Raw genomic sequence first — 22,159 nt, forward strand, 5'->3', positions numbered from 1 at the left:
TATTAATTTCAAAAATTTTTAAGAAAATTGGAGGATAATTAAAATATTTTTATTGAATACCCATTTCTGTATAAGCAAAAAATTTAATAAACAACGAAACAATAAGATTGGGGAGATAGAATGAAGGTATTAGACTGCGGCACAGTTAAGATCGCAATTGCAAAGATTCTGCTTGAAAATACTGCAGATATTTTTGAAATTCTTCCAGATAATGTCCAGATATTGAACGTAGAATGTTGGGAGCAGGTGGTTTTCTCTACGATATTGGCTCTAAAATCGTTTGAAAGAAAAACAAACAAAGCGAAAACAATCAAAGGGGAGATCCTTCTTAGGGCAAGTGGGACACTTCAGATCAAAGATGCTATTAGAGCGGTTGGGGCAAAAAGTGGTGAGAACTTCATAGTGGCGTTTGGAGAGAATGCAGAAAAGGATCTCAGAGAGGTTCTTTCGAAGATCCCTGCGGAGAAAATACCATTTAAAGACTGCAAAAAAGAGGAAGTAAAGAAACTCTTTGAAAAGGCCGCTTTAGTCGATGTTCTCTGATACTGGCATAATTACTCATTTTTTGTTAAAATTTCGAAGAATTTTTGTGATTTGTGCCTACTTTTAGAACTTTCCTCTCGATAAATTTATAAGAATTTGGCCTCACTCATAAATGCTCTTGGAGGGATGAATCATGCGTTATAAAAAGCATAAATATTTCGTTGCGGGTCGTATAAACCTTATTCAGAGATCAAAGATTAGGGAGCTTTTTGAAAGAGCATCAAAGATGGAGAACGTCATTTCGCTTGGAATAGGTGAACCAGATTTTGAAACTCCTCAAAATATAAAGGAAGCTGCAAAGAGGGCTCTTGATGAAGGATGGACTCACTATACACCAAATGCAGGTATCCCAGAGCTTAGAGAGGCAGTTTCAGAGTACTACAGAGGTCATTATGGCTTAGATGTCCCAGCAGAGCAAGTAATCATAACGGCTGGGGCCTATGAGGCTACGTACCTTGCCTTTGAAACTCTGCTGGAAGATGGTGATGAGGTAATAATCCCCGATCCAGCTTTTGTATGCTACGTTGAAGATGCGAAGGTCGCAGAGGCGAAGCCCATTAGATTGCCCCTGAAAGAGGAAAACAACTTCCAGCCAGATCCAGACGAGCTTCTTGAACTTATAACCAAGAGGACAAGGATGATCGTGATTAACTATCCTAACAATCCTACTGGTGCGGTTTTGGATGAAGAAGTGGCAAAAGCTATAGCCGATATTGCTCAAGACTACAACATTTACATTCTTAGCGATGAACCCTACGAGCACTTTCTATACGATGGGGCAAAACACCTTCCGATGATAAAGTATGCCCCCGATAATACAGTCCTGGCAAACAGTTTTTCAAAAACTTTTGCAATGACTGGATGGCGCTTAGGGTTTGCAATAGCTCCGGAGGAAATAATAAGAGATATGATAAAACTTCACGCTTACATCATCGGAAACGTTGCTTCTTTTGTCCAGGTTGCAGGAGTTGCAGCTCTTAGAGAAGAGGCAAGCTGGAAAGCTGTGGAAGAGATGCGCAAGGAGTATGCAGAGCGGAGAAAGCTAGTTTTAGAGCACTTAAAAGAAATGCCTTACATAAAGGCGTTTGAACCAAAGGGAGCGTTTTATATCTTCGCTAATATAAGGGATACGGGAATGAAAAGCGAGGAGTTTGCAGAATGGCTATTGGAGAAGGCAAAGGTGGTTGTTATTCCAGGAACAGCTTTTGGCCCCAATGGTGAAGGCTACATCAGAATAAGCTATGCAACAAAGAAAGAAAAACTTTTAGAGGCTATGGAAAGAATGAAAAAGGCTCTTGAAGAGCTTTAGTTCTTTAATATTCTTTTGAGGTGGTAATGTGAAAGAAATCCTTTATGTCTTTGTTGCAATATTTCTTGCAGAATTGGGGGACAAGACTCAGTTAGCCACAATTGCCTTTGCTTCTAAATACGGGTGGATCAAAGCTTTTTTAGGAGCAATTTTTGGTTTAGCACTGGTCAATTTGATTGGAGCCGTTTTGGGAGATAAAATAGGGGATGCGCTACCCCTTGAAGTTATCCACAAGGGAGCTGGAATTTTGTTTGTTGTCTTTGGAGTACTGATGTTGCTTGGAAAGCTGTGAGGTGATAAATATGAAACGCTGGAAATCCGTCATATTGGACACACTGGTCATGACTGCAGGATTCGGGACTCTAAGCATGATGAGTGTTGCAAAGCCAGATATAATTTCCCACTTTGGAATAAGTGCCGAGGCCTATGATCTCCAGCACGTAGCATATGTTTTTGGTCTTTTTATAGCGTTCTTGCTTGGACACACAAGGCTTTACGAAGGTAGTTTCAAAAGGAGTGTTGCCATAGCTCTCAGCTTCGCCGCAATACCCCAGGGGTTAATTCCTTATGTTGGGAACTGGTATATTGTTGTCTTTCTCAGATTTATCCAGGGGTTTGTTGTGAGCTTGGTTCCGCTGTTTAGTACTCAAATAGCCAATTACTTCGTAGCAGAAAGGCCGTTTGCTAAGGGTATTATCCTTTCAGGTATATTTTGGGGAGGCGTTTTTGGTTCAATGAGTGCCAAGTACTTGGTGAGTGCCTTTGGATGGAAGGCAGCTTTCTTGATAACTGTTGGTATAATGTATGCTGTTCTTTTGATATGGTGGCTCTTTACAGAAGACTTTGAGATAATTCATAGAAAGGAAGGCGAAGAAAATGTGAACATATGGAAAATGAAGTTTACGTGGGTGCTTGGATTCACTTTCTTCCCAGCACTCTGGGTTATCTTTACAATAGTTGGTTTTTCATCCTCCCTAGGGTACGAGGCCGGTTGGAGCAAAAATCAAGTGGCCACTTTAAGCACGAATCTCAACATATCAAAAGCCCTTTGGTCAATACTTATGGGATTCGTTGGCTTCCAGCTTTCTAGGAAAAATCCAAGTCCAAGAGGTCTCTTTAAGGCAATCGTTCAGGTCATGATACTTTCCTATGCTGTGGCGTTTATTGGACTGAGCGTTTACTCTAGAGCAATGCTCCAAGGGAATTATTCACTAGCACTGGCCTCAGTATGGCTTATTGGTGCTCTCCAAGGTACAGGACCAGCATTTTGGACTTCTGCTCCTGCAACTTATCCAAAAAGCATCTATCCCAGAGCATCCTTTGCCCTGGGACTAATTTCCAACTCAGCAAATGCAATTGCCCCCTCTATAACGGAAGCCCTAGCAAGGCATAGTGAAGCATTAGCGCTCGCAGAGCTTGCATTCATGCCAATATTGGGAATATTGACCTTAATAGCAGTGTCAAGAATGAAGTTGCCGGTGGAGGAACTTGGAGATGAGGTTTAAACCTGTTGTTTCTCTCTTCTTTTTCTTAATGGGAACGTATTTTGCTGGAATGGGAGTGTTGAGTTCCAGTGAAAGATCAACTGCATTTGGATTTTTTATAATCGCTTTGATCCACTTCATTATTCTGGTGGGGATTCTGCTAAGCAAGGAGGTTGTTATCCAAATAGGGACATATATAACACTTTTAGATCTTATTTTTGGCATACTGTGGGTGTTAGTAAGCTTTGAGCCTGCATCTGCCAGTTTGACTTTTCTGGCTGCGATTTGCCTTGTGCTTATAACCAGCGACGAATTTAAAAATGAGATAAAGTTTGGTCATTAGTGAGAGCAATGAAAGGAAAGGGATATATAACGGAAATAAGTCCAGACGGCTACGGAGTCTTGAAGCTTGAAAAGAAGGTTAATGTTCCTTATACCCTTATTGGAGATTTTTTAGAGGTCAAAAAAACATTTAGAAGGTTTGGACGTTTAATTGCAAAGGACTTTGATATCATTAAGGAATCACCTTTGAGACAAAATCCCAAATGTCCATATTTCGGAAAGTGTGGAGGCTGTTTTTGGCAACATGTGAAGTACAGAGAGCAGTTAAATCTTAAGAAGAGAATTTTTGAGGGCATAACTGGAATTACAGCTCCAATAAAAGGTTCTCCTAAGCTTTGGGGTTTTAGAAACGTAAGCAATTTTATTGTTTCAACAGAGGGCATTGGATTTAAACAGAGGGATTCTCAGCGTATTGTGAACATTAGGCAGTGCCCCGTTTTTTCCAACCGCACTTCAGAGTTCATAAAGGCTTTAAAGCACTTCATGGATGAAGAAAGGCTCTCCCCTTGGAATTCAAGGAAAAAGAGTGGCGATGTCCACTACTTTTCCGTTAGAGAGGGAAAGTTTACCAGAGAAATTATGGTGAATGTAATTGCACACGTTGAAAAAGCGCCACAAAGTTTCCCGGATTATTTTGACTTTGCGGATTCCATCTATTGGAGCTTTAAAAGAGATCCTAAAGACGATCCCAAGGGCATGCCAAAACTTGTAAGCGGGTTTCCATTTATAAAGGAGAAAATTGATGGGATTGTCTATTTGATACATCCAAACAGCTTTTTCCAGACAAATTCTTATGCCCTTCCAATCCTTTTAAGAGCTGTTTTAAATTTTGTTGAAGGAGATAAAATTCTCGACCTTTATTCTGGTGTGGGAACTTTTGGAGTGTTTTTAGCAAAAGAAGGATTTAAGGTTAAGGGAGTTGACGTAAATCCCTTTGCAATTGAAATGGCTAATAAGAATGCAAGAATAAATGGTGTGGAGGCAAGCTTTTTGGTGGGGGATGCGGAGTCTTTCCCGATAGGGGAGTATGATACAGTTATCGTTGATCCTCCGCGGAAAGGCTTGAAAGACGGTGTAAACACCATAAAAAAAGAAAAACCAGAAAACATCGTCTACGTCTCTTGCAACCCCCAAGCATTTAGTAGGGACTATTCCCACTTGAGAGATATCTACAGAGTGGAGGATGCCATTTTAGTTGATATGTTTCCTCATACTCCCCATGTGGAAGCAATTATAAAGCTCAAGCGGCGTTGATTTTCTTTATGAATTCCTCTGCACTTTTGGGAATCCTTATCCGGACATAGCTGTTGTCAAGGTTCATGAATTCCCCACCGGGTACCGTTAAAATTCCCCTGCTAAGGAAATATTGATAGGTGTTGCCGCTTCCACCACAAAGGAATATTGGCGTTGATTTGTCAGTTTTTGCAATGTGGAAGTTTTTGCCCAATACTCTCATGAGTTTCTCTTTGTTTTTTCTTGTCTGTTCTACAGTTTTTCTTAGGAAGCCTTGATCTTCTAGGGCATTTAATGCGGCGAGGATTGAAAGCGTTGTTACCGAAAAAGGGAAATCAACTCTGGAGATGGCCTTTTTCATGCCATCGCTTTTAACGATGCAGTACCCGATTCTCAGACCAGCTAATCCAAAGCCCTTGGAGAAAGACCTTGTAACGACAATGTTTGGAAACTCAATATTTATTGCTGAATTCTTTTTGTCCATAAACTCTCCAAAAGCTTCGTCTACTATCAAGATTGCACCTTTTCTATCCGCCACTTCTGCAATTTCTTCAATTTGTTTTAGCTTTAAAATCTGTCCTGTAGGGTTGTGCGGATTGTCAATATAAACAAACGAAGTCTTTTCTGTTATTTTCTCTATTATCTCTCCGACGTCTATTGTGAAGTCGTTTTCTTTTCTAAGGGATATGTATTCATAAACTGCCCCGTTTAATCTAGCGTCGTTGATATATGGGAGAAACTGTGGGGCGTAGCCAAGGACAACTGAACCTGGGGAGAGGAGCTTGTTGATCTTCTGGAGACATCCCATGGAACCTGTCCCTAAGAAAATTTGTTCATTTTTCAAGCCCCAATAGTTGCTTATAGCCTCTTTGAGCTTTTCCTCTTCCTTTGGGTAGAGATAGACAGCTTGAGGGCTAGAGTTTTTAATTCCTTCAATCACTCTGCTAGAACATCCAAACGGATTATACGCGAGGGCACAGTCTAGGTATTCTCCTTTTGGTAGGTTCTTCCCATAATCTCTACCTATGTCCTCAATGTTCTTTGGAAGCATCAACACCACCAAAAATAAAATTAGGGGTTAGGAACCTTTGAAAGTTTGTAAAGAGCCCATATCAAAGGTCCATAGATTATAAACACTACAAACAGGGCTATTATGTAAACTGCATCCATTTAGATCACCCCAGCAGGAATTGTGAGATGTATATCACAGCTATCACTATTGGATACAGGAACTTTACCCAAGGCTTCCAGAGTTCTGGTACTTCTATTAGAGCTCCCTTTTTAAGTTCCTCATACGCTTTATCCACTCCAAGCTTTATCAGAGCTAGAGCTGCTATCAAAGCTCCCAATGGCCCTATGTAAACTGTCGAAATGTTGATCAGCCAGTCAAAGTAGGATGGGTTAACTGCGGAAGGTGCTCCTACCAAGAAGGTCAAAATTCCTAAAAGGATCGAAGCGTTTCTTCTGCTCATGTTGAGCTTTGTAATGGCTGAATCTACGTAGACTTCAAGCATTGAAACCGTTGAAGAAAGTCCAGCGAATATCAGCAGAAGGAAAAACAATGCCCCAAAGAGCATTCCTCCGGGCATTTTTTGAAAGACCATTGGTAATGTCACAAACACCAAACCAGGACCCGCTGTGGGCTCAAGACCAAATGAAAAAACTGCAGGGAATACTAGAAATCCAGCTGTAACAGCTACCGCTGTATCTCCGAAGGCCGTTGCTATTGCCGATAACGGGATGTCACTTTCCTCTTTTAGATAGCTTCCATAAACTACCATTGTGGTTCCTAAGACGCTTAGAGAAAAGAACATCTGTGACAGGGCTATCATCCAGGTTTTTCCGCTCATCACTTTACTCCAGTCGGGAAGGAGATAAAATTTAAGCCCTTCATAAGCGTTGGGCAGGGTAACGCTCCTTATAGTTAATATCACCAACAGCACAAATAACGCGGGCATCATGACTTTATTTGCCCTTTCAATTCCCTTTTGAACTCCCATAGCTACTATGGCTACCGTTATTGCTATCACGATGAACTGCCATAAGATGGCCTCTTTGCTGAAGGCTAAGGTGTCAAAAAACGCTCCTGGATTGACTTCCGTAAGTTCCCCAGTAAGGGAGGCTATGAAGTATCTAAGTATCCATCCAAGCACCAAGGAATAAAAGGCAAATATCATGACCATTATCGCGTTTACAAGTATTCCAAGGTACTTTCCTCCTGGCAGTGTTTTGGCAAATGCCTCTATTGGACCTCCTTTAGTTGCCCTCCCTAGAGTCCACTCTACTGTAAGCCCTACAACTCCCACTGCAAAAAGCAACACTAAGTATGGAAGCAGGAATGCTGCCCCACCGTAGAGACCCGCTCTCATTGGAAACATCCAGATGTTTCCTAAGCCTACTGCACTTCCTATTGCAGCTGCAACAAACCCTACTCTACTTCCCCAGGTTTCTCTTGCCACAAACTACACCTCCAAAAGGTTTTATTGGATCAGCGCCAAAAACAATCCCTACCTTGAACTAGCAATAGAATAGGTTCACCAACTATACTCCCAAAAACACTCACTCCTGAACGTCATAGGGCATCAACGCATTGGAATGTTCTTCCCCTATAAAAATATTTTCCAGTTTTGTTTGTCATTATGTCAAAAAAGTTGAAGTTTAGGAAGGGTTTTTGGTTATTCGTAGAGAATTATGCACTCAGGAGGAACAAATTCAACTATACGAACATTCTTTCCAGCTTTATAAATTCTGTATCCTTTTTTCCTCAGGCATTCAGCATCTACTAAAATAACCACCACATCTCTTCCGTATCTGCGTCCTGTTTCGTAGGCCTCTTTTTTGCTTGTTGTTAAATGAACAAACTTTCTTTTCATCGATTTTATGCCTTCTCTCAATATCTTTTCAAGGTTTCTTCTAGGAGTTCCATGGTAGAGAACCTTCACGTCAACATCTTCTTCATGATCCAAAGAGACATCAAAAGTGTGTCCGTATCTGGCTCTTATTTTGTTTCCTCTAATTTCAAACCTGCCTTTTGGATCGTTTTCGACTATCCATAGGACATGCTTCTCTTCTATCCAGGGATGGACTTTTCTGAGGGCTTTGATGAGCTCATCAAGGCTGACAAACCCTGCCTCATCGACGTCAACTCCAAACTCCCATGGAGCATGCCTTAGGATATAGCTCATGAGTTTGCTGATTTTAACTCTCTCCCTACTCTTTAAGAATTCCTCTTTCCCTTTCATGGCTCATCAAAATTAAAAAAGAGAAGCGTCACTTAAACTTTCTCAGTGCCATCTCAGCTGCTACTGTTATGGGATCAATGGTTGGGCTTATTGGTGGGGCATAGGCAGTTTCTCCATAAGCTATATCTTCCACTGTAGCTCCTTTTTGAGCAGCAAAACTTAGGGCCATTATTCTGCCCCACACCCTCTCGCCACCAACTATCTGTGCTCCTATTAAGCTCTTGTCTTCCTTTCTAAAGATCAGCTTTACGATTATTGGCTTTCCTCCGGGATAGTACTCTGGCTTTGTTGAACCTTTGAATTTGCCCACAACAACATCAATACCCTCTCTATTTGCCCTCTCCTGAGTGATCCCGAACGTTCCAATTTCTAGGTCAAAGAGCTCGGTTATGGCAGTATTGAAGACGGGCCTGAATTTTATACCTTTCCCAAAAACGTTTTCTGCCGCTACCTTTGCCATTCTCACTGCTGTAGTGCCCAATTGGCTTAATGTTCTCTCTCCAGTTACGGCATCGAAGACTTCGGCACAATCTCCAATGGCGTATATATCAGGATCGCTTGTTCTAAGGTATTCATCAACGACAATGCCTCTGTTAACTTCCAATCCGGCCTTTCGGGCAAGATCGACGTTAGCCCTTACACCAGTTGCCACAAGAACGAGGTCTGCTTCGATCTCTTCTTCCCCTATCTTAACAGCCCTCACAGGGTTTCCAAGAATCTCACTTACTGCAACACCAAATTTAAATTCTATTCCCTTCTCTTCAAGATGGGATTGGACTATTGAGGCAATATCCTTATCTAGCATTGTTGGAAGCAAATGCTCAAGCAGTTCGACAACAACAACTTCCAGTCCAAGCTCCCTAAATGCCACCGCTCCTTCTAGCCCTATCAAGCCCGCTCCAATTACAACGGCTTTTTTTGGTTTTCTCTCCTTCAGATACGCTTGGATCTTCTTTACGTCATCCATCCTCTTTAGGGTAAAAACCCCTTCACTTTCCACGCCTTTTATTGGGGGAATAAAGGCCTTAGAGCCGGTGGCAAGGATAAGCTTATCATAGGGAACTTCACCTTTGTCCGTAATCACGACCTTCCTTTTCCTGTCTATCTCCCTTGCCTCAGTGTTTAGCATCATTTGAATCTTTTGCTTTTCGTAGAACTCGTTTGGGAATACAATGATGTTTTCCAGCTTTGGTATCTTCCCGCTTAAAACAAAGGGCAACGCACAGGGAGAATATTGCATTGTTTTTTCTTTTCCTATCACAATGATTTCCGCTTTTCTATCAAGCTTTCTTGCAAAGAGAGCAAAATTGCTTCCTGCTGTCCCGGAACCAATAACCACTATTCTCATAACTATCACCACATAGGAGAAAAGCCGGAGAGTATAAAAAAATTGTGAACTCAAGGTTCAACTAGAGTCCCCTTGTGTTTGCCCTTTATCGCATCAAACAGGTTTCTTGCATCATCCTTGCCGATAATTAGGGTTCTTATTTTGCCTCTCTGGATGAATTTGGCAGCTAGGGCGTCGACAACACCACTCCCACCCGCTTTGCTTTCGCTCTGCATAGCTATTTCTACGAGCTTTTCAGTTGAAATTCTCTCTAACTTCTTTGCATTTGGGTTCTTTTTGGGGTCACTATCATAGACACCATCAACGTTTGTTATAACCACCAGCAAATCTGCTTGGAGATATTCAGCTAAGAGAGCGGCAACAGCGTCTGTTGTATGTCCTGGATGTGTTCCCCCCATTATAGGTATCTTTTTGAGTTGCATTACTTCCCACGCTTTTCTAAAATCGCTCACTACAAATGGGTACGCTTTTTCTCTAAGTGCCGCAATGAGAAGCATTGCATTGGCCCTTGTTATGTGTATTCCGATGTAGTCTTTGAATGTTTCGTTTGGAGTAAAAGCCTTTGCGGCATGGATGTATTCCCTCGCTACTTTTCCTCCTCCGACAACTACTGCTACCTCGTGATCTTCGCTGATTTTTGTCAGCTGATAGGCGATCTCCTCTATGAATTCAACATCGGGCTTATCGGGAACCAGAACAGAACCTCCAATGTCGAACACTATTCTCATGGTAACCCTCCTTAAGTAGGAGCTGTTTGCTTTATAACGTTTTCCAAAATAAAATAAAAAGGTCAAAACTCAAAAAATCCCTTCCATTTGATAAGACCTAGTAGAAACTTGTGGGGAAGCTTTTCGTGGTATGGATAAACTCTAACAGCATAATGCCAGCAGGGATGGCCGAGATTTTTGAGTGCGTTTCCTTCATAGCGATAAAGCCACCTGTTGCCTCCGAGATTTTGAGGATGTTTAAGCTCTATGACGTATGGTTTTTCTATTGCGTATCCTTCCGCTTTAACTCCGTAGTAGATTTCAACCTTCACATCTTCGGGGCTTAGACCATCGAGGTTTACTATAACTTCAACCCCGCTGGCATCATGGGTTATAATGCGCTCTATCTCCACCTTATCCCAAGAGCTGAAGATCTTCGCTTTCCATGATGCAATTTCCCTTGCTGCTTTAAAGCTGTCTCTCCGGAGAAGGATAGCATTCGCTAGGGCTTTTGAGTAGAACTTGTCAACATATTCTTTTACCATTCTGTGAGTGCTGAACTTTGGTGCGATGCTCTTTATGCTCTCCTTCATCATGTAAACCCATCTTGCCCTGTTCTCGTAGTATGTGGGGATTACTTCATTTTCAAGGAGATCATAAAGGCTCTGAGCGTCTCTAATGTCATCTTTCTCTGTTTCCGGTTCGAGGCTTTCATCTCCTATGACCCATCCGTTTTTGCCGTTGTAACCTTCAACCCACCATCCGTCATAGATGCTTAGGTTTAGAACACCATTTAATCCCGCTTTCATTCCACTGGTTCCACTAGCCTCTAATGGTCTTCTTGGATTGTTAAGCCACACATCAACCCCTGCCACCATGGCCCTTGCGGAGCCCATATCATAGTTCTCAAACACTATGATTTTGTTCTTGAATTCGGGCATCTGAGATACTTCATAGACCTTCTTAAGGAACTCCTTACCTGCTTCATCCCTTGGATGGGCTTTTCCTCCAAAGATTATATATACCGGTCTTTCTGGGTTGTTGACTATCCTTTTTAGCCTCTCCAAATCGGTTAAAATTAGCGTTGCTCTTTTATAGGTTGCAAAACGCCTTGCAAAGCCTATTATTAAAGCGTTCTCATCTATTTCGGGCAGAGGTTCTTCAATTCCAAGACGTTCATTTCTCTCTTTTATCTTCCTTTTGATAAGTTCTATGAACTCTCTTTTTGCCCTTAAATGAGCTTCCCATAGTTCTTCATCCGGAATTCTCTCCACCCCATACCAAAGACCCTCGAGCTCTGCGTAATCTCTCCAGACTCTCCCAATGTATCTATCAACAAGCTTCTTTATCTCGTTATGAAGCCATGTTTTTGTGTGGACGCCGTTTGTGATACCCTCTACCGGAATTTCATCTAAAGGAACACCACTCCAGAGGTGTCTCCACATTTCTTTAGTTACCTTTGAATGGAGCTTGCTTACAGCGTTTACATAGCTTGAGGTCCTTATTGAGAGAAGGGTCATGTTAAACTGATCTCCTTCTCTGCCTAAATTAAGGAACTCCTCCTTTGGAAGACCTTTAAGGAATTTGGCAAGTCTCTTCTCAACCTCGACTATTGGGAATTTGTCATGTCCAGCTGGCACAGGAGTGTGAGTCGTAAAAATCGTTGTGCCCCTTACAACGGTTAAAGCTTCCAAAAAGTTTAGACCCTCCTCCATGTGCCAGGCTATTCTTTGGAAGTTTGCAAAGGCTGGATGCCCTTCATTAAGGTGAATAACAGCTGGATTAATTCCCAACATTCTTAGAAGCCTCATCCCGCCAATACCTAGGAGTATCTCCTGCTTTATTCTTTTGTCTATCTCAGCGTTGTAAAGGTAATCACATATGGATCTATCATCGGGAGAGTTTTGGGGAACGTCAGTATCGAGAAGGTACAGCTTTACCCTCCCAACATCGACTTCAAAAGCTCTTGCATATACTATTCTGTCCTCTATTGGCACCTCTATGAGAAGTGGTTCTCCTTTATCTGTGGTTAAGGGCTTAATCGGCATCTCCTCTGGGTTGTACTCTGGAAACACCTCTATCTGTTTTCCATCTTTGTCAATTTCCTGTTTGAAATATCCGTGCTTGTAAAGTAGACCGATACCTATAAATGGTATTCCCAAATCGCTTGCCGTTTTTACGTGATCACCGGCAAGTATTCCAAGTCCACCGGAATAAATTGGGAGGCTCTTGCTTATCCCGTACTCCATACACAGATATATCACGGGTTCTTCCCACTTTGGATAATTAGTTGAGAACCATGTGCTTTCTGGGTTCATATAATGCCTAAACTGGTCAATGACGAGCTCGTACAGGTTTATGAAATCATCATCTTTCGAAAGTTCCTTTAATCTCTCTTCTGGGGTATCAAGGAGAAGTTTAACTGGATTTTTATATTCCCGCCAGTGTTCGGGATTTATCTTTTCCCAGAGTTTTGTGGCTCTTCTATTCCAGCTCCACCAGTAGTTATAAGCTAAGTCTAAAAGACCTTCTAAATTTTCTGGGAGTTTTGATTTTATCTGATTAACAACAGTTTCCATGGTATCACCCCACAAGCTCATGCAACTTTGTTACTCATTCGCAGTGATACATTATAAGGATTTTGGAGAAAATAAAAAGCGACGGACGAATTTATATCAAAACCTTTCTTAGCCTTATTTTCGCTTCCTCTATGCTCTTGGGCATTTCCAGTCCAAGAGCTGAGAATAAATCTACTAAGGGGGGAACATCTAGATTATGCTCCCTGAGGAGATCGGCGTTTCCTAAAATCTCCTCTGGGCTTCCAACTTTTACAACTCTGCCTTCATCCAAAAGGGCTATTCTATCACATAGTGTAAGGTATTCAGCCTCGTGGGAAGATAAAATTATGGTTTTTTCTCCTTTGAATTTCTCAATTAACTCTCTCAACATTTTCTTTCCACGAAAATCAAGGTTAGCAAAGGGTTCATCAAACACTAAAATCTCCGGTTCCATTGCAAGTACTGTTGCTATAGCTACCCTCTTTTTTTCTCCAAAGCTAAGTTCCTTTGTTTCCCTGTTTTTATACTCCTCCATACCAACAAGCCTTAGAGCTTTTTCAACCCTCCCCTCTAATTCTCTTCCCCTCAAACCCAGGTTGTAAGGACCAAAGGCAACATCGTCAAATACTTTAGGAGAAAAAAGCTGGTCATTTGGATCTTGAAATACTATCCCAACTATTTTTCTAACTTCTCTTGGGTTTTTATTAACTTCTATCCCGTTTACAATAACCTTGCCCGTTTTAGGTTTCAGTATGCCGTTTAAGTGCATTATAAGGGTTGATTTTCCTGCTCCATTTGGGCCCAGGATTCCAAAAACTTCTCCTTTATCTATTTTAAGTGAAATGCCTCTCAGTACTTCTCGGTCGTTATACGAAAAATGGACGTTCACGAGTTCTATCAAAGCAACACCACCCCCAATGCAATTAGGGTTAAAAGTAGGGGTTCAAGTCTCCTTTCTTCTGCTACTTTGGGAAACTCTCCAAAGCCTCTAGAGAGCATTGCCCAGTGTATCCTCACACTTCTCATGTATGCTCTGGCAAATATCTCTCCTATAAGCATTCCTAGCTTTCTGTAGTACTCTATTTTCCCGATGTTAAATGCCCTGGAGTCAAGTGCCCTCTTCATCCTAAGGGCTTCTTCTTCAAAAAGCTCAAGATATCGGTAGGTAAACGCAAGAGTTAGCACCAGTATCCGGGGAAAGTGAAGGGTTTCCATCTCGGCTAGTACATATGGAAATCCCAAAGAATTCGAGACTACAACAACAGCAGAGGACGAGAGAAATGCCTTCCCAAGTAGGAGGGAAAATCTTTGAATGCCCTCGTAGGTTATTATTCCAAGAGGGGTTGTTACTACGGGTTTTCCGGGTGTAAACAACGCCAGAATAAACAGGAACCCTTCAAATCCCAGAAGAAATCCCAAATGTTTAAAAAGCGCTCTTTTTGGTTTGAGCAATAATATCAACGTCATCAGTACTGGGAGAAAGTAAAATAGCTCAGTTAAGCTTGTTCTTGTGACGATCAGCAGTGCGTAAATAAAAATAAAAATGAGGTACAAGTCAGACACCCTTTATCAGTTTTCCAAGCCCATAAGCTATGCTAAACACAAGTGCTATTCCGATTGCTCCCATTATAATGCTTTGTCCCCATGTTTCGCCGTAGTCAAGGGGAGCACTGTAAACTGGGGATTCCTCCAGATGTACTTTTTCCATTGTTGCTTCAAGCCCATCCGGGTTTTCAGATGCAAATGGCAAAGTAATTGCGAGCAGGAGAAGGATTATGAACAGCCCTTTTACGATGTTTCTCATGCTGGAACACCCCCTATCTCAGGAAGTTTGGACTTGAGAGCATTCACCACAAAGAGAGTTATTAAGGCTTCTCCAATGCCTATCACTGCATGGTAACCGACCATTAGGCTTAACACTTTTCCAAAGGGGAGACTGTGACTTATACCTATCTCCACTGAAGCCAACAATGCCCCTAAAACTACCGCCGACCAGGAAGCCAATGCTATTCCAAATGCTTCATTGAAGTTCTTGAACTTGGAGTATATCCAGTATCCAACAAAAGCCCCAACTACCCCCATGTTTAGTATGTTTGCCCCTATGGCAGTTATTCCTCCATCTCCAAAGAGGAGGCTCTGGATCAATAGTACTGCCGTCATTACTAGCACTGCTGCGTATGGCCCTAAGAGCACTGCCACGAGTACAGCTCCGAGTAAATGCCCGCTTACTCCCCCTATAATTGGGAAATTTACCATCTGGGCAGCAAAGATGCCAGCTGCAAACAGTCCTAGGAGAGGAATTTTATCTTCTGGGAAGTTCTTTAACTTCCTTAATGAATATGCGAGTATTCCAATCGTCACTGCATATGTTACCACTATCACAGGAAGACTTAACAGCCCATCAGGGATGTGCACATTGTTCACCTCCTTTGATTATCTGATGGCACCAAGTCTTGATAAGGTAACACCAAATAAAAGCTTTTTTAAAACCTTCATTTTCCAACTAGAGGTTGCTGTAATTAGTTCAAATAAACACCTAAAGTGTTAAATAGTTTGGAGATCAAGATAAATCATAAGGAAACAAAAAAGTTTCCAGAGTATGAGGTGAAAAGTTATGAGATTTAACAAAGTTTTTTCTCTGCTGTTAGTCTTTGTCGTGTTTGGAGCTACAGCAGGGATAGTAGGGGCAGCTCCAGTTGAAAAAGTTCGAGTAATAATAACAATAGACAAGGACTTTAACGAAAACTCCATCTTTGCACTTGGAGGCAACGTTGTTGCAAGAGGAAAGATATTTCCAATCGTTGTTGCAGAACTCCCTCCAAGAGCAGTTGAGAGATTAAAGAATGCTAAGGGTGTTGTTAGAGTAGAATACGATGCGGAGGCCCATATATTAAAAGGCAAACCACCGGGAACAGGCAAGCCAAAGCCTTCACAACCAGCTCAAACGATTCCATGGGGAATTGAAAGGATTAAAGCCCCGGATGTATGGAGCATAACTGATGGTTCAAGTGGTGGAGTAATTGAGGTTGCAATCCTCGATACGGGAATTGATTATGACCACCCGGATTTAGCGGATAATATTGCTTGGGCGGTAAGTGTACTTAGGGGCAAAGTATCCACAAAGCCCAAGGACTACAAAGATCAAAACGGACACGGAACTCATGTGGCTGGAACTATAGCGGCACTTAACAACGACATTGGAGTTGTTGGAGTTGCTCCAGCTGTGGAGATTTATGCTGTTAGGGTTCTTGATGCAAGCGGTAGAGGATCTTATAGCGACATAATCCTTGGAATAGAGCAAGCTCTTCTTGGCCCCGATGGAGTTCTCGACAGGGATGGAGATGGAATAATAGTGGGTGATCCGGATGATGATGCTGCAGAAGTCATAAGCATGAGCCTTGGAGGCCCAAGCGATCTCCAAGCATTTCACGATGCAATAATAGAAGCGTACAATTACGGTGTCGTCATTGTTGCAGCAAGTGGTAATGAAGGTTCTTCAAGTCCAAGCTATCCGGCAGCCTACCCAGAAGTCATAGCCGTTGGTGCAACTGACATTAATGACCAAGTACCTTGGTGGAGCAACAGAGGAGTGGAAGTGAGTGCTCCTGGTGTTGATATACTAAGCACGTATCCGGACGATACCTATGAAACACTTAGTGGCACTTCAATGGCAACACCTCACGTTAGTGGAGTAGTGGCATTAATTCAGGCAGCATACTACAACAAATATGGGTATGTCCTTCCAGTTGGAGCGTTTGATGACATGAGCAATAATACTGTTAGGGGAATCCTACACTTGACAGCTGATGATGTCAATTCAAATGGATGGGATGCAGACTATGGTTATGGAATAGTTAGAGCGGATTTAGCTGTTCAAGCCGCTATCGGCTGATCCTCTTTTACTTTTTCTTCAGAAACTTTTAAATGGAATATCCTCGTATTGCTATTTTGGTGATTCATATAGAGTCAAAAACAGCTCTCAATATAAGCAGATTCATTGTTTTCCTAGGATTTATAACTGCTCTCATCTATCAAAGGGTGGATCACATATACCGGACTCTTGTGGCTTTGATAGGCCTTTATATTCCTGATATGGTTGATAGATATTTCTCAAATCCTAATCCTAAATTAAGACCATTTTTGGCTCCAATCTACAACAAAAAGACGATGGTACTCTTGGGAATTTTTATAGCGGTTCATGTTTCTCTTGTAAACGTTCCCTTCACTACAGTTGACCTATTCCACAAAGAGTGGGGAAACGCGGACATGATAAGCCACTTCCTTGGAGGAATGGCTGTTTGGGCTATAATTGCTGAAGTTCTCCTTAATTTATCAGATGAAGGGTATTTAAGGTTAACAAAAAGAAAATTGGTTCTTTATTCTTTTTTGGCTCTTTTCATTTTAAGTTTTGGATGGGAAGTTGTTGAAAAGCTTAGTGAAAGCGAAATTTCGTTTATTCATGAGGATGCTGAGAATAAACTGAGGGACATTATTATGAACGCATTTGGGGATTGTTTGCTCTGTACTTAGTTCTCAAAGGAGGGTACCCATTTGAAATGGATTTGAAGCATTAAGCAATCAAAAACTTTATTAACCTAATGTAAATAAATCTCATCTCGGAAAGGTTTAAATGGTATGAAAACCAATATAAAATTGAAGGAGGTGTCAAGAATGGTCGGGATTTCTGTCCAGGAAGTTATGACAGAAAAATTTGCAAAAATCGACATAAACGCCCCCCTTTCTGAGGCGATTGGAATTTTTGAAAAAGAAGATCCGGATTTAATTGTTGTTTTTGATGGAAAGCTGTATAAGGGTGTATTGACCCAAGATTTGATAATCCGCTCCCACTTAAAGTGGGATCCGACAAAGGCTAAGGTTAGGGATGTATACAAGCCCGCACCCGTTGTAAAACCTGATGAAGATCTAAGTTTAGCAGCTAAACTTATGATAGAGACTGACTTACGTTCACTCCCTGTTGGGGAGGATAAGAACAATGTTATTGGTGTAATAAGCGATATTGCCCTACTTGAGAGGGTTGCCAAGGAAGAATTTGGAAAAAGACTCGTAAAAGAGTTTATGAGCAGTACCGTAATTACCCTTAAACCGTATGATACTGTGGCTAAGGCACTTGCAACAATGAGAGATCATGCTATCTCAAGAATCCCAGTTGTAAACGAAGAAGGAAAGCTCGAAGGCTTGGTAACACTGCATGACCTGATTATCAGGTTTATAAAACCCAGATTCAGAGCACAGTTTGGAGAAGTGGCTGGAGAAAAAATCCCACCGTTCTCAACTCAGCTTAGGGAAGTTATGTTTAGAGGAGTGATAACAATAAAGCCTGAAGCAAGCGTTAGGGAAGCTGTAGAATTAATGAGGGAGCACAACATCGATGGCCTTGTTGTGGTTGATAATGAAAACGTAGTTAGAGGAGTTCTTACGGTTAAGGATCTCCTGCTACCAATTTCAAGAATGGTCGAGCAGAAGGCCAGGTTCTACTTACAGCTTGGTGGAGATGCCCACTATTTAAGTGACTTTACAAGGGAGAGAATAATCTCCGACATAAGGAGATTTGTTGAGGGATATGAAGACCTTCTCGGAAATGAAGGAATAATCTACCTTAGGATCAGGAGATTCCCGGAGAAACTACGTGGGGTTCACCTCTACCAAGCAAGGATGAGAATTGTGACTGACAAAGGGCAGTTTATAGCCACGGGTGAAACATGGGGAGCAATACAGGCAGTTCATGATGCCTTAAGAGCTATAGAAAGGCAGATACTTCAAAAAGTGGAGCTTCAAAGAGAGACAAAGCACACCAGGAGGTTTATAGAGTATCTTGGCTTCTGAGTTTTCTTTTTATATTCTGCTGCTGAATTCTCTTTCTAGGAGTGCCACCTGCTTCTCGGTTAGGGTTCTTGGGTCTATTATTAGAGCTATAACCTTCCCCTCGCTTACAACTCTGTCCTTTAAATCAAATAGGAACTTAACGGCACTCTCAAATCCGTTTTCTATCATTAAATACTCAAATCCATCTATATAAACCGCATTGTAGCCACTTTCAAGGTTCTTGGTTAGGAGATGAATTAAGACATCTATTCTTGTTGGTGATACTGGGTAGATTTTCCCGTCCATTTTGATGCCACTTTCTTCAATTTTTGTTAGCCAGTAAACTAGGGTATTTTCTGGGACTTTTTCTTTTGGCAGGTCTCTTGTTATCATAATGATATTTTGATCAAAGAAATTCGGGATTGCTTTTTTCAGATCTTCTTTGCTTTTGAAAATAAATGCTCCCTTAATTTCTGGAAGTTTTTGCTGTTTTGGTGTCTCGAATACTGCCATTTTAGAGGGATATATTGCGAATTTTAGTGCTCCAGCTGCAGCCATTAATCGAAAAACTGCCGCTAGCAGAAACGCTGCTTGGGCTATTGACTCAATGTTTCTTGTAAAAGGATATGTGAGGTTTATTGCCCCCAGAAGAATCAGCCCCCACGGAAAGAGCTCCTCAAGCGTGTTCTTGGAGATTACATAGTTCCTCAACACGTATCCAACATAAATTAAAGAGGCTCCAAAGACAAAGCTGGGAAATGATGATTTAATTGCAAATGAATGTTCAAACCTGTCAAAAAACTCTGTCGCTAGCAGAAAGAGCCAGATATATGCTGCAATAGCGAATATTCCCAATGTTACAACGTCTTTAAACTCGCTCCTTTCTTTCCTTAGCTGAATTCCTCCCCAAGTTAGGAGACCAGCTACAAGGAAGTTTGGTATATTGGATGCAATGTCATATGCCCCTTGTCTAATGGAAACGCCGAGAGGAGTTAGGATATAACTTTCCACATCGAGGGCATTTACAAATAATGCTGTGGTTATTAGTCCCCAGCGTTTTTCCCTGGTTTTTGCGGCTTTATAAAACACGGCAAGGAAAAGCAACCATCTCGATAGGAAATTAAGGTAGGGAATGAAAGCCATTCCCCTCACCTTTCTATAATCTCTTTTTCCTGTTTGGCAACAACCAGCACATTGGGGGGAATGTTCTTATCAACTATCACACCCGGACCAATAAAGGAGTTGCTTCCTATTTTTCTTCCCGGGTATATTGTTACGTTAATGCCTGTTTTTACGTTGTGTCCTATTATTGCCCCCATCTTTCTTCTTCCGCTATCCTCGAGTTTGCCTTTTATTTCCACCTTTATAGTTTTGTTGTCGTGTCTTAAGTTAGCCGTTATTGTTCCAGCCCCTAGGTTGGTGTTTTCTCCAACAATTGAGTCCCCTACATAATTTAAATGAGGAGCGTTGCTGTGATCCATTATTATTGAGTTTTTGACTTCAACAGCGTTTCCTATATGGCACTTATCTCCAATGCTTGTGTAGGGCCTTATGAAGCAATTAGGTCCTATTTTGGAGTTTTTTCCAATTTTCACTGGCCCTATGATGTACGCTCCACTTCTAACAACTGTTCCTTCTCCGATTTCCACGGGAGGAAGAATTGTAGCTCCCTCCTCCACAATACCCTTTATGCTGTGCTGGAGATGGTTTTTGAGAATATACTCATTTAGCTCTAAGAGATTCCATGGTCTCCCTATATCGTTCCAGTAACCCTCATAAACTGCATATGTAACTTTTCTACCTTCTTTTATCATGAGGTTTATTGTGTCTGTTATTTCATATTCTCCGCGTTGGCTCTGTGGGGTGTTTTCTATGAACTTAAAAATCTCTGGCTTGAACAAGTAAATTCCCAAGTTTGCATACCCAGAAACAGCTCCGGGCTTTTCTCTAATACCCTTTACGAGTTCTCCCTCTACTTCCACCATTCCAAAATGAGTTAGATCCTCAAATCTCTTCACAAGCAACGCAGCATCAGCATTACTTTTTCTGAAGGACTGCAAAAGAGTCTTTATGCCTTCTCTTTCAAAGTATATGTCTCCATTGACGGCTAAAAATTCCTCATTTTCGATGTATTCAATTGCGGAATAGATAGCTTTTGCTGTTCCTTCTCCTTCTACCTGTTCCACGTAGGTTATTGGTTTCCCGCCGTATTCGTCTCCGAGGTATTCTATAAGTTTTTCCTTTTGGTACCTCACAATTACTATGAACTCATCAACAAAGGGATATATATTTTCAAAAACATAATCTATTATTGCTTTATTTGCAACTTTGAGCATAACTTTTGGTCTATCATCTGTGAGAGGCCTCAGTCTTTCACCTTTTCCAGCTGCGAGCACTACACCCTTCATACCAACACCCCCAAGAGAGATGCTATCAAAGCTATGAAACCAAAGAAAATGCAGAACTTGGAAAAATCAAGTCGCTTGGCAATTTCCAGCATAATCTCAATCATAAGAAGGCTCACAACAAATGCAGTTATTATTGCAGCTAATGGGAGTGTTAGAGGTTCAGAAGTACTTGAAACTGTAGGTAGCTCTAGAAATAGCGCCCCTGTAATAGCAGGAATGGCCATTAAAAAACTAAGTCTTACAGCTTTTTCTTGTTTTACGCCTAGAAGCAATAGAGTCCCTACTGTCATTCCTGATCTCGATATTCCAGGGATTACCGCCACTCCCTGTGCAACTCCCGCAACTATTGCGTCAAATATTGTCACTTCCTCTTTTTCTTTTTTTAATCCTTTTTCCAGCTTTTCCAGAGGGGCTTCTTGAGCTTTCTTTAAAATTATGCCGGTAAGTATTAGGGCTATGCCTATTACCCCGTTAATCGCTTCTCCGTTAAATGAGGATGCGACAATTTTGAAAGTTTTGTAAATTGGCAGGCCTATTATCCCCGTGAATAGAGTAGAATAGAATAAAAACCTTTCCTCCTCTTCCCATCTAAAGAGAACTAATTTGAGTAGAATCCTGCCTAAATCATATCTGAACTTAAAAAATAAGGCCATAAGAGTCCCTAAATGCAAAAGCAGGGAGTAAGAATAGGCCTGCTCTGGAGGGATCTTCAGAAAGTTTATTAGCAATAACATTACCTGCCCAGAACTACTTATTGGTAGCCATTCCGTAATCCCTTGCAAGAGCCCAATAAAAATGGCCTGGTAATACTCCATAGCTGCCACTATAGAAACTAACTATGGTTATAATAAATAAACCTTTCGCAGCTCAAAGGTAAAAATTAAGAGAAAAGCTCAAATTTAAATCTTTAAATAACTTTTAGGGATAAAATAATATCAGATAACCTCGGCGAAGGCGAATTTTCTCTTCACACTGTTAATTACAATCTCTACTTCGTCCCCAACTTTTGTGTTTGGAACGAATACTACAAATCCTTTAATTCTAGCAATTCCATCTCCGCCTTGTCCAATGCTCTCTATTTTTACCTTATATCTTTCTCCAACCTTAACTGGAGCTTCAAATCTTCTTCCACCAAATCTATCTCCATACATTTCCAACAATC

Annotated in this window: 23 protein-coding genes; 9 read left to right on the forward strand and 14 right to left on the reverse strand. The window is 41.4% G+C overall.

The annotated features are described in order from the left end of the window. Window positions 1–120 precede the first annotated feature (120 nt). The 6 genes from cgi121 to rlmD all read left to right on the forward strand — a co-directional run bounded on the left by cgi121 (window position 121) and on the right by rlmD (window position 4,932). Window positions 121–543, forward strand: a complete 423-nt coding sequence (gene cgi121, locus ACZ5NL_RS09545) for a KEOPS complex subunit Cgi121 (RefSeq protein WP_464842072.1) — start codon at window positions 121–123, stop codon at window positions 541–543. Between the two features lie 133 nt (window positions 544–676). Beyond that, window positions 677–1,852 carry an aminotransferase class I/II-fold pyridoxal phosphate-dependent enzyme gene (locus ACZ5NL_RS09550; RefSeq protein ID WP_464842074.1) on the forward strand — a complete coding sequence of 392 codons (1,176 nt, stop codon included), beginning with the start codon at window positions 677–679 and terminating at the stop codon, window positions 1,850–1,852. A gap of 28 nt (window positions 1,853–1,880) precedes the next feature. Beyond that, window positions 1,881–2,144: a TMEM165/GDT1 family protein gene (locus ACZ5NL_RS09555; RefSeq protein WP_464842075.1), complete on the forward strand. Its 264-nt coding sequence runs from the start codon at window positions 1,881–1,883 to the stop codon at window positions 2,142–2,144. Window positions 2,145–2,154: 10 nt separating this feature from the next. After that, window positions 2,155–3,357: an MFS transporter gene (locus ACZ5NL_RS09560; RefSeq protein ID WP_464842077.1), complete on the forward strand. Its 1,203-nt coding sequence runs from the start codon at window positions 2,155–2,157 to the stop codon at window positions 3,355–3,357. Continuing rightward, on the forward strand, window positions 3,347–3,679 hold the full coding sequence (locus ACZ5NL_RS09565) for a hypothetical protein (protein WP_464842079.1): 333 nt from the start codon (window positions 3,347–3,349) through the stop codon (window positions 3,677–3,679). The genes ACZ5NL_RS09560 and ACZ5NL_RS09565 overlap by 11 nt, the downstream gene beginning before the upstream one ends. A gap of 8 nt (window positions 3,680–3,687) precedes the next feature. Then, window positions 3,688–4,932 (forward strand): 23S rRNA (uracil(1939)-C(5))-methyltransferase RlmD, encoded by a 1,245-nt coding sequence (gene rlmD / locus ACZ5NL_RS09570; RefSeq protein WP_464843467.1) that lies wholly within the window; start codon window positions 3,688–3,690, stop codon window positions 4,930–4,932. Here the strand turns inward: rlmD and ACZ5NL_RS09575 are convergent. From ACZ5NL_RS09575 to ACZ5NL_RS09620, 10 genes are all read right to left on the reverse strand, one after another. After that, on the reverse strand, window positions 4,919–5,962 hold the full coding sequence (locus tag ACZ5NL_RS09575) for a pyridoxal phosphate-dependent aminotransferase (RefSeq protein WP_464842081.1): 1,044 nt from the start codon (window positions 5,960–5,962) through the stop codon (window positions 4,919–4,921). The genes rlmD and ACZ5NL_RS09575 overlap by 14 nt on opposite strands. Window positions 5,963–6,086: 124 nt before the next feature. After that, the gene (locus tag ACZ5NL_RS09580; protein ID WP_464842083.1) at window positions 6,087–7,370 is read right to left on the reverse strand and encodes a sodium-dependent transporter; all 1,284 of its coding nucleotides are present in this window, start codon (window positions 7,368–7,370) and stop codon (window positions 6,087–6,089) included. A gap of 216 nt (window positions 7,371–7,586) precedes the next feature. Continuing rightward, a complete protein-coding gene (locus tag ACZ5NL_RS09585; protein ID WP_464842084.1) occupies window positions 7,587–8,153 on the reverse strand; it encodes an RNA 2'-phosphotransferase in 567 nt (188 codons plus the stop codon). 28 nt (window positions 8,154–8,181) lie between these two features. Continuing rightward, window positions 8,182–9,501 carry an NAD(P)/FAD-dependent oxidoreductase gene (locus ACZ5NL_RS09590; RefSeq protein ID WP_464842085.1) on the reverse strand — a complete coding sequence of 440 codons (1,320 nt, stop codon included), beginning with the start codon at window positions 9,499–9,501 and terminating at the stop codon, window positions 8,182–8,184. A gap of 50 nt (window positions 9,502–9,551) precedes the next feature. Beyond that, complete coding sequence (gene pyrH / locus ACZ5NL_RS09595) at window positions 9,552–10,229, reverse strand: UMP kinase (RefSeq protein ID WP_004066515.1); 678 nt, start codon at window positions 10,227–10,229, stop codon at window positions 9,552–9,554. A gap of 62 nt (window positions 10,230–10,291) precedes the next feature. Further along, window positions 10,292–12,787, reverse strand: coding sequence for a maltodextrin phosphorylase (gene malP / locus ACZ5NL_RS09600; protein ID WP_464842086.1), 2,496 nt, complete (start codon window positions 12,785–12,787; stop codon window positions 10,292–10,294). Window positions 12,788–12,878: 91 nt separating this feature from the next. Beyond that, on the reverse strand, window positions 12,879–13,667 hold the full coding sequence (locus ACZ5NL_RS09605) for an energy-coupling factor ABC transporter ATP-binding protein (protein WP_464842087.1): 789 nt from the start codon (window positions 13,665–13,667) through the stop codon (window positions 12,879–12,881). Beyond that, window positions 13,664–14,320 carry an energy-coupling factor transporter transmembrane component T family protein gene (locus ACZ5NL_RS09610; protein WP_464842088.1) on the reverse strand — a complete coding sequence of 219 codons (657 nt, stop codon included), beginning with the start codon at window positions 14,318–14,320 and terminating at the stop codon, window positions 13,664–13,666. The genes ACZ5NL_RS09605 and ACZ5NL_RS09610 overlap by 4 nt, the downstream gene beginning before the upstream one ends. A 1-nt stretch (window position 14,321) precedes the next feature. Then, on the reverse strand, window positions 14,322–14,570 hold the full coding sequence (locus tag ACZ5NL_RS09615; RefSeq protein ID WP_464842089.1) for a PDGLE domain-containing protein: 249 nt from the start codon (window positions 14,568–14,570) through the stop codon (window positions 14,322–14,324). Next, window positions 14,567–15,181: an energy-coupling factor ABC transporter permease gene (locus ACZ5NL_RS09620; protein ID WP_464842090.1), complete on the reverse strand. Its 615-nt coding sequence runs from the start codon at window positions 15,179–15,181 to the stop codon at window positions 14,567–14,569. Before ACZ5NL_RS09620 ends, ACZ5NL_RS09615 begins: the two co-directional genes overlap by 4 nt. Before the next feature lie 199 nt (window positions 15,182–15,380). Here ACZ5NL_RS09620 and ACZ5NL_RS09625 point away from each other — a divergent pair, with 199 nt between their 5' ends. The 3 genes from ACZ5NL_RS09625 (at window position 15,381) to ACZ5NL_RS09635 (ending at window position 18,610) form a co-directional block, all read left to right on the forward strand. Next, window positions 15,381–16,658, forward strand: a complete 1,278-nt coding sequence (locus ACZ5NL_RS09625; RefSeq protein ID WP_464842091.1) for a S8 family peptidase — start codon at window positions 15,381–15,383, stop codon at window positions 16,656–16,658. A 59-nt stretch (window positions 16,659–16,717) separates the two neighbouring features. Next, entirely contained in the window at window positions 16,718–17,296 is a 579-nt protein-coding gene (locus ACZ5NL_RS09630) for a hypothetical protein (protein ID WP_464842092.1), read from the forward strand. 141 nt (window positions 17,297–17,437) lie between these two features. Next, on the forward strand, window positions 17,438–18,610 hold the full coding sequence (locus tag ACZ5NL_RS09635) for a CBS domain-containing protein (RefSeq protein ID WP_464842093.1): 1,173 nt from the start codon (window positions 17,438–17,440) through the stop codon (window positions 18,608–18,610). A 9-nt stretch (window positions 18,611–18,619) separates the two neighbouring features. Here ACZ5NL_RS09635 and ACZ5NL_RS09640 read toward each other — a convergent pair whose 3' ends face one another. From ACZ5NL_RS09640 to ACZ5NL_RS09655, 4 genes are all read right to left on the reverse strand, one after another. After that, a complete protein-coding gene (locus ACZ5NL_RS09640; protein WP_464842094.1) occupies window positions 18,620–19,732 on the reverse strand; it encodes a DUF835 domain-containing protein in 1,113 nt (370 codons plus the stop codon). A gap of 5 nt (window positions 19,733–19,737) precedes the next feature. After that, entirely contained in the window at window positions 19,738–20,997 is a 1,260-nt protein-coding gene (gene glmU, locus ACZ5NL_RS09645; protein ID WP_464842095.1) for a bifunctional sugar-1-phosphate nucleotidylyltransferase/acetyltransferase, read from the reverse strand. Next, window positions 20,994–21,812, reverse strand: coding sequence for an undecaprenyl-diphosphate phosphatase (locus ACZ5NL_RS09650; RefSeq protein WP_464843468.1), 819 nt, complete (start codon window positions 21,810–21,812; stop codon window positions 20,994–20,996). Before ACZ5NL_RS09650 ends, glmU begins: the two co-directional genes overlap by 4 nt. 120 nt (window positions 21,813–21,932) lie before the next feature. Then, the gene (locus ACZ5NL_RS09655) at window positions 21,933–22,148 is read right to left on the reverse strand and encodes a TRAM domain-containing protein (RefSeq protein ID WP_004066496.1); all 216 of its coding nucleotides are present in this window, start codon (window positions 22,146–22,148) and stop codon (window positions 21,933–21,935) included. Between the last annotated feature and the right edge of the window lie 11 nt (window positions 22,149–22,159).

The sequence above is a fragment of the Thermococcus aegaeus genome (genome assembly GCF_055393685.1).

Coding starts and splice junctions, on each gene's coding strand:
- cgi121 (WP_464842072.1), top strand. CDS start 121: ATGAAGGTATTAGACTGCGGCACAGTTAAGATCGCAATTGCAAAGATT.
- ACZ5NL_RS09550 (WP_464842074.1), top strand. CDS start 677: ATGCGTTATAAAAAGCATAAATATTTCGTTGCGGGTCGTATAAACCTT.
- ACZ5NL_RS09560 (WP_464842077.1), top strand. CDS start 2,155: ATGAAACGCTGGAAATCCGTCATATTGGACACACTGGTCATGACTGCA.
- ACZ5NL_RS09565 (WP_464842079.1), top strand. CDS start 3,347: ATGAGGTTTAAACCTGTTGTTTCTCTCTTCTTTTTCTTAATGGGAACG.
- rlmD (WP_464843467.1), top strand. CDS start 3,688: ATGAAAGGAAAGGGATATATAACGGAAATAAGTCCAGACGGCTACGGA.
- ACZ5NL_RS09575 (WP_464842081.1), bottom strand. CDS start 5,962: ATGCTTCCAAAGAACATTGAGGACATAGGTAGAGATTATGGGAAGAAC.
- ACZ5NL_RS09585 (WP_464842084.1), bottom strand. CDS start 8,153: ATGAAAGGGAAAGAGGAATTCTTAAAGAGTAGGGAGAGAGTTAAAATC.
- ACZ5NL_RS09590 (WP_464842085.1), bottom strand. CDS start 9,501: ATGAGAATAGTGGTTATTGGTTCCGGGACAGCAGGAAGCAATTTTGCT.
- pyrH (WP_004066515.1), bottom strand. CDS start 10,229: ATGAGAATAGTGTTCGACATTGGAGGTTCTGTTCTGGTTCCCGATAAG.
- malP (WP_464842086.1), bottom strand. CDS start 12,787: ATGGAAACTGTTGTTAATCAGATAAAATCAAAACTCCCAGAAAATTTA.
- ACZ5NL_RS09615 (WP_464842089.1), bottom strand. CDS start 14,570: ATGAGAAACATCGTAAAAGGGCTGTTCATAATCCTTCTCCTGCTCGCA.
- ACZ5NL_RS09625 (WP_464842091.1), top strand. CDS start 15,381: ATGAGATTTAACAAAGTTTTTTCTCTGCTGTTAGTCTTTGTCGTGTTT.
- ACZ5NL_RS09635 (WP_464842093.1), top strand. CDS start 17,438: ATGGTCGGGATTTCTGTCCAGGAAGTTATGACAGAAAAATTTGCAAAA.
- ACZ5NL_RS09640 (WP_464842094.1), bottom strand. CDS start 19,732: ATGGCTTTCATTCCCTACCTTAATTTCCTATCGAGATGGTTGCTTTTC.
- glmU (WP_464842095.1), bottom strand. CDS start 20,997: ATGAAGGGTGTAGTGCTCGCAGCTGGAAAAGGTGAAAGACTGAGGCCT.
- ACZ5NL_RS09650 (WP_464843468.1), bottom strand. CDS start 21,812: ATGGAGTATTACCAGGCCATTTTTATTGGGCTCTTGCAAGGGATTACG.
- ACZ5NL_RS09655 (WP_004066496.1), bottom strand. CDS start 22,148: ATGTATGGAGATAGATTTGGTGGAAGAAGATTTGAAGCTCCAGTTAAG.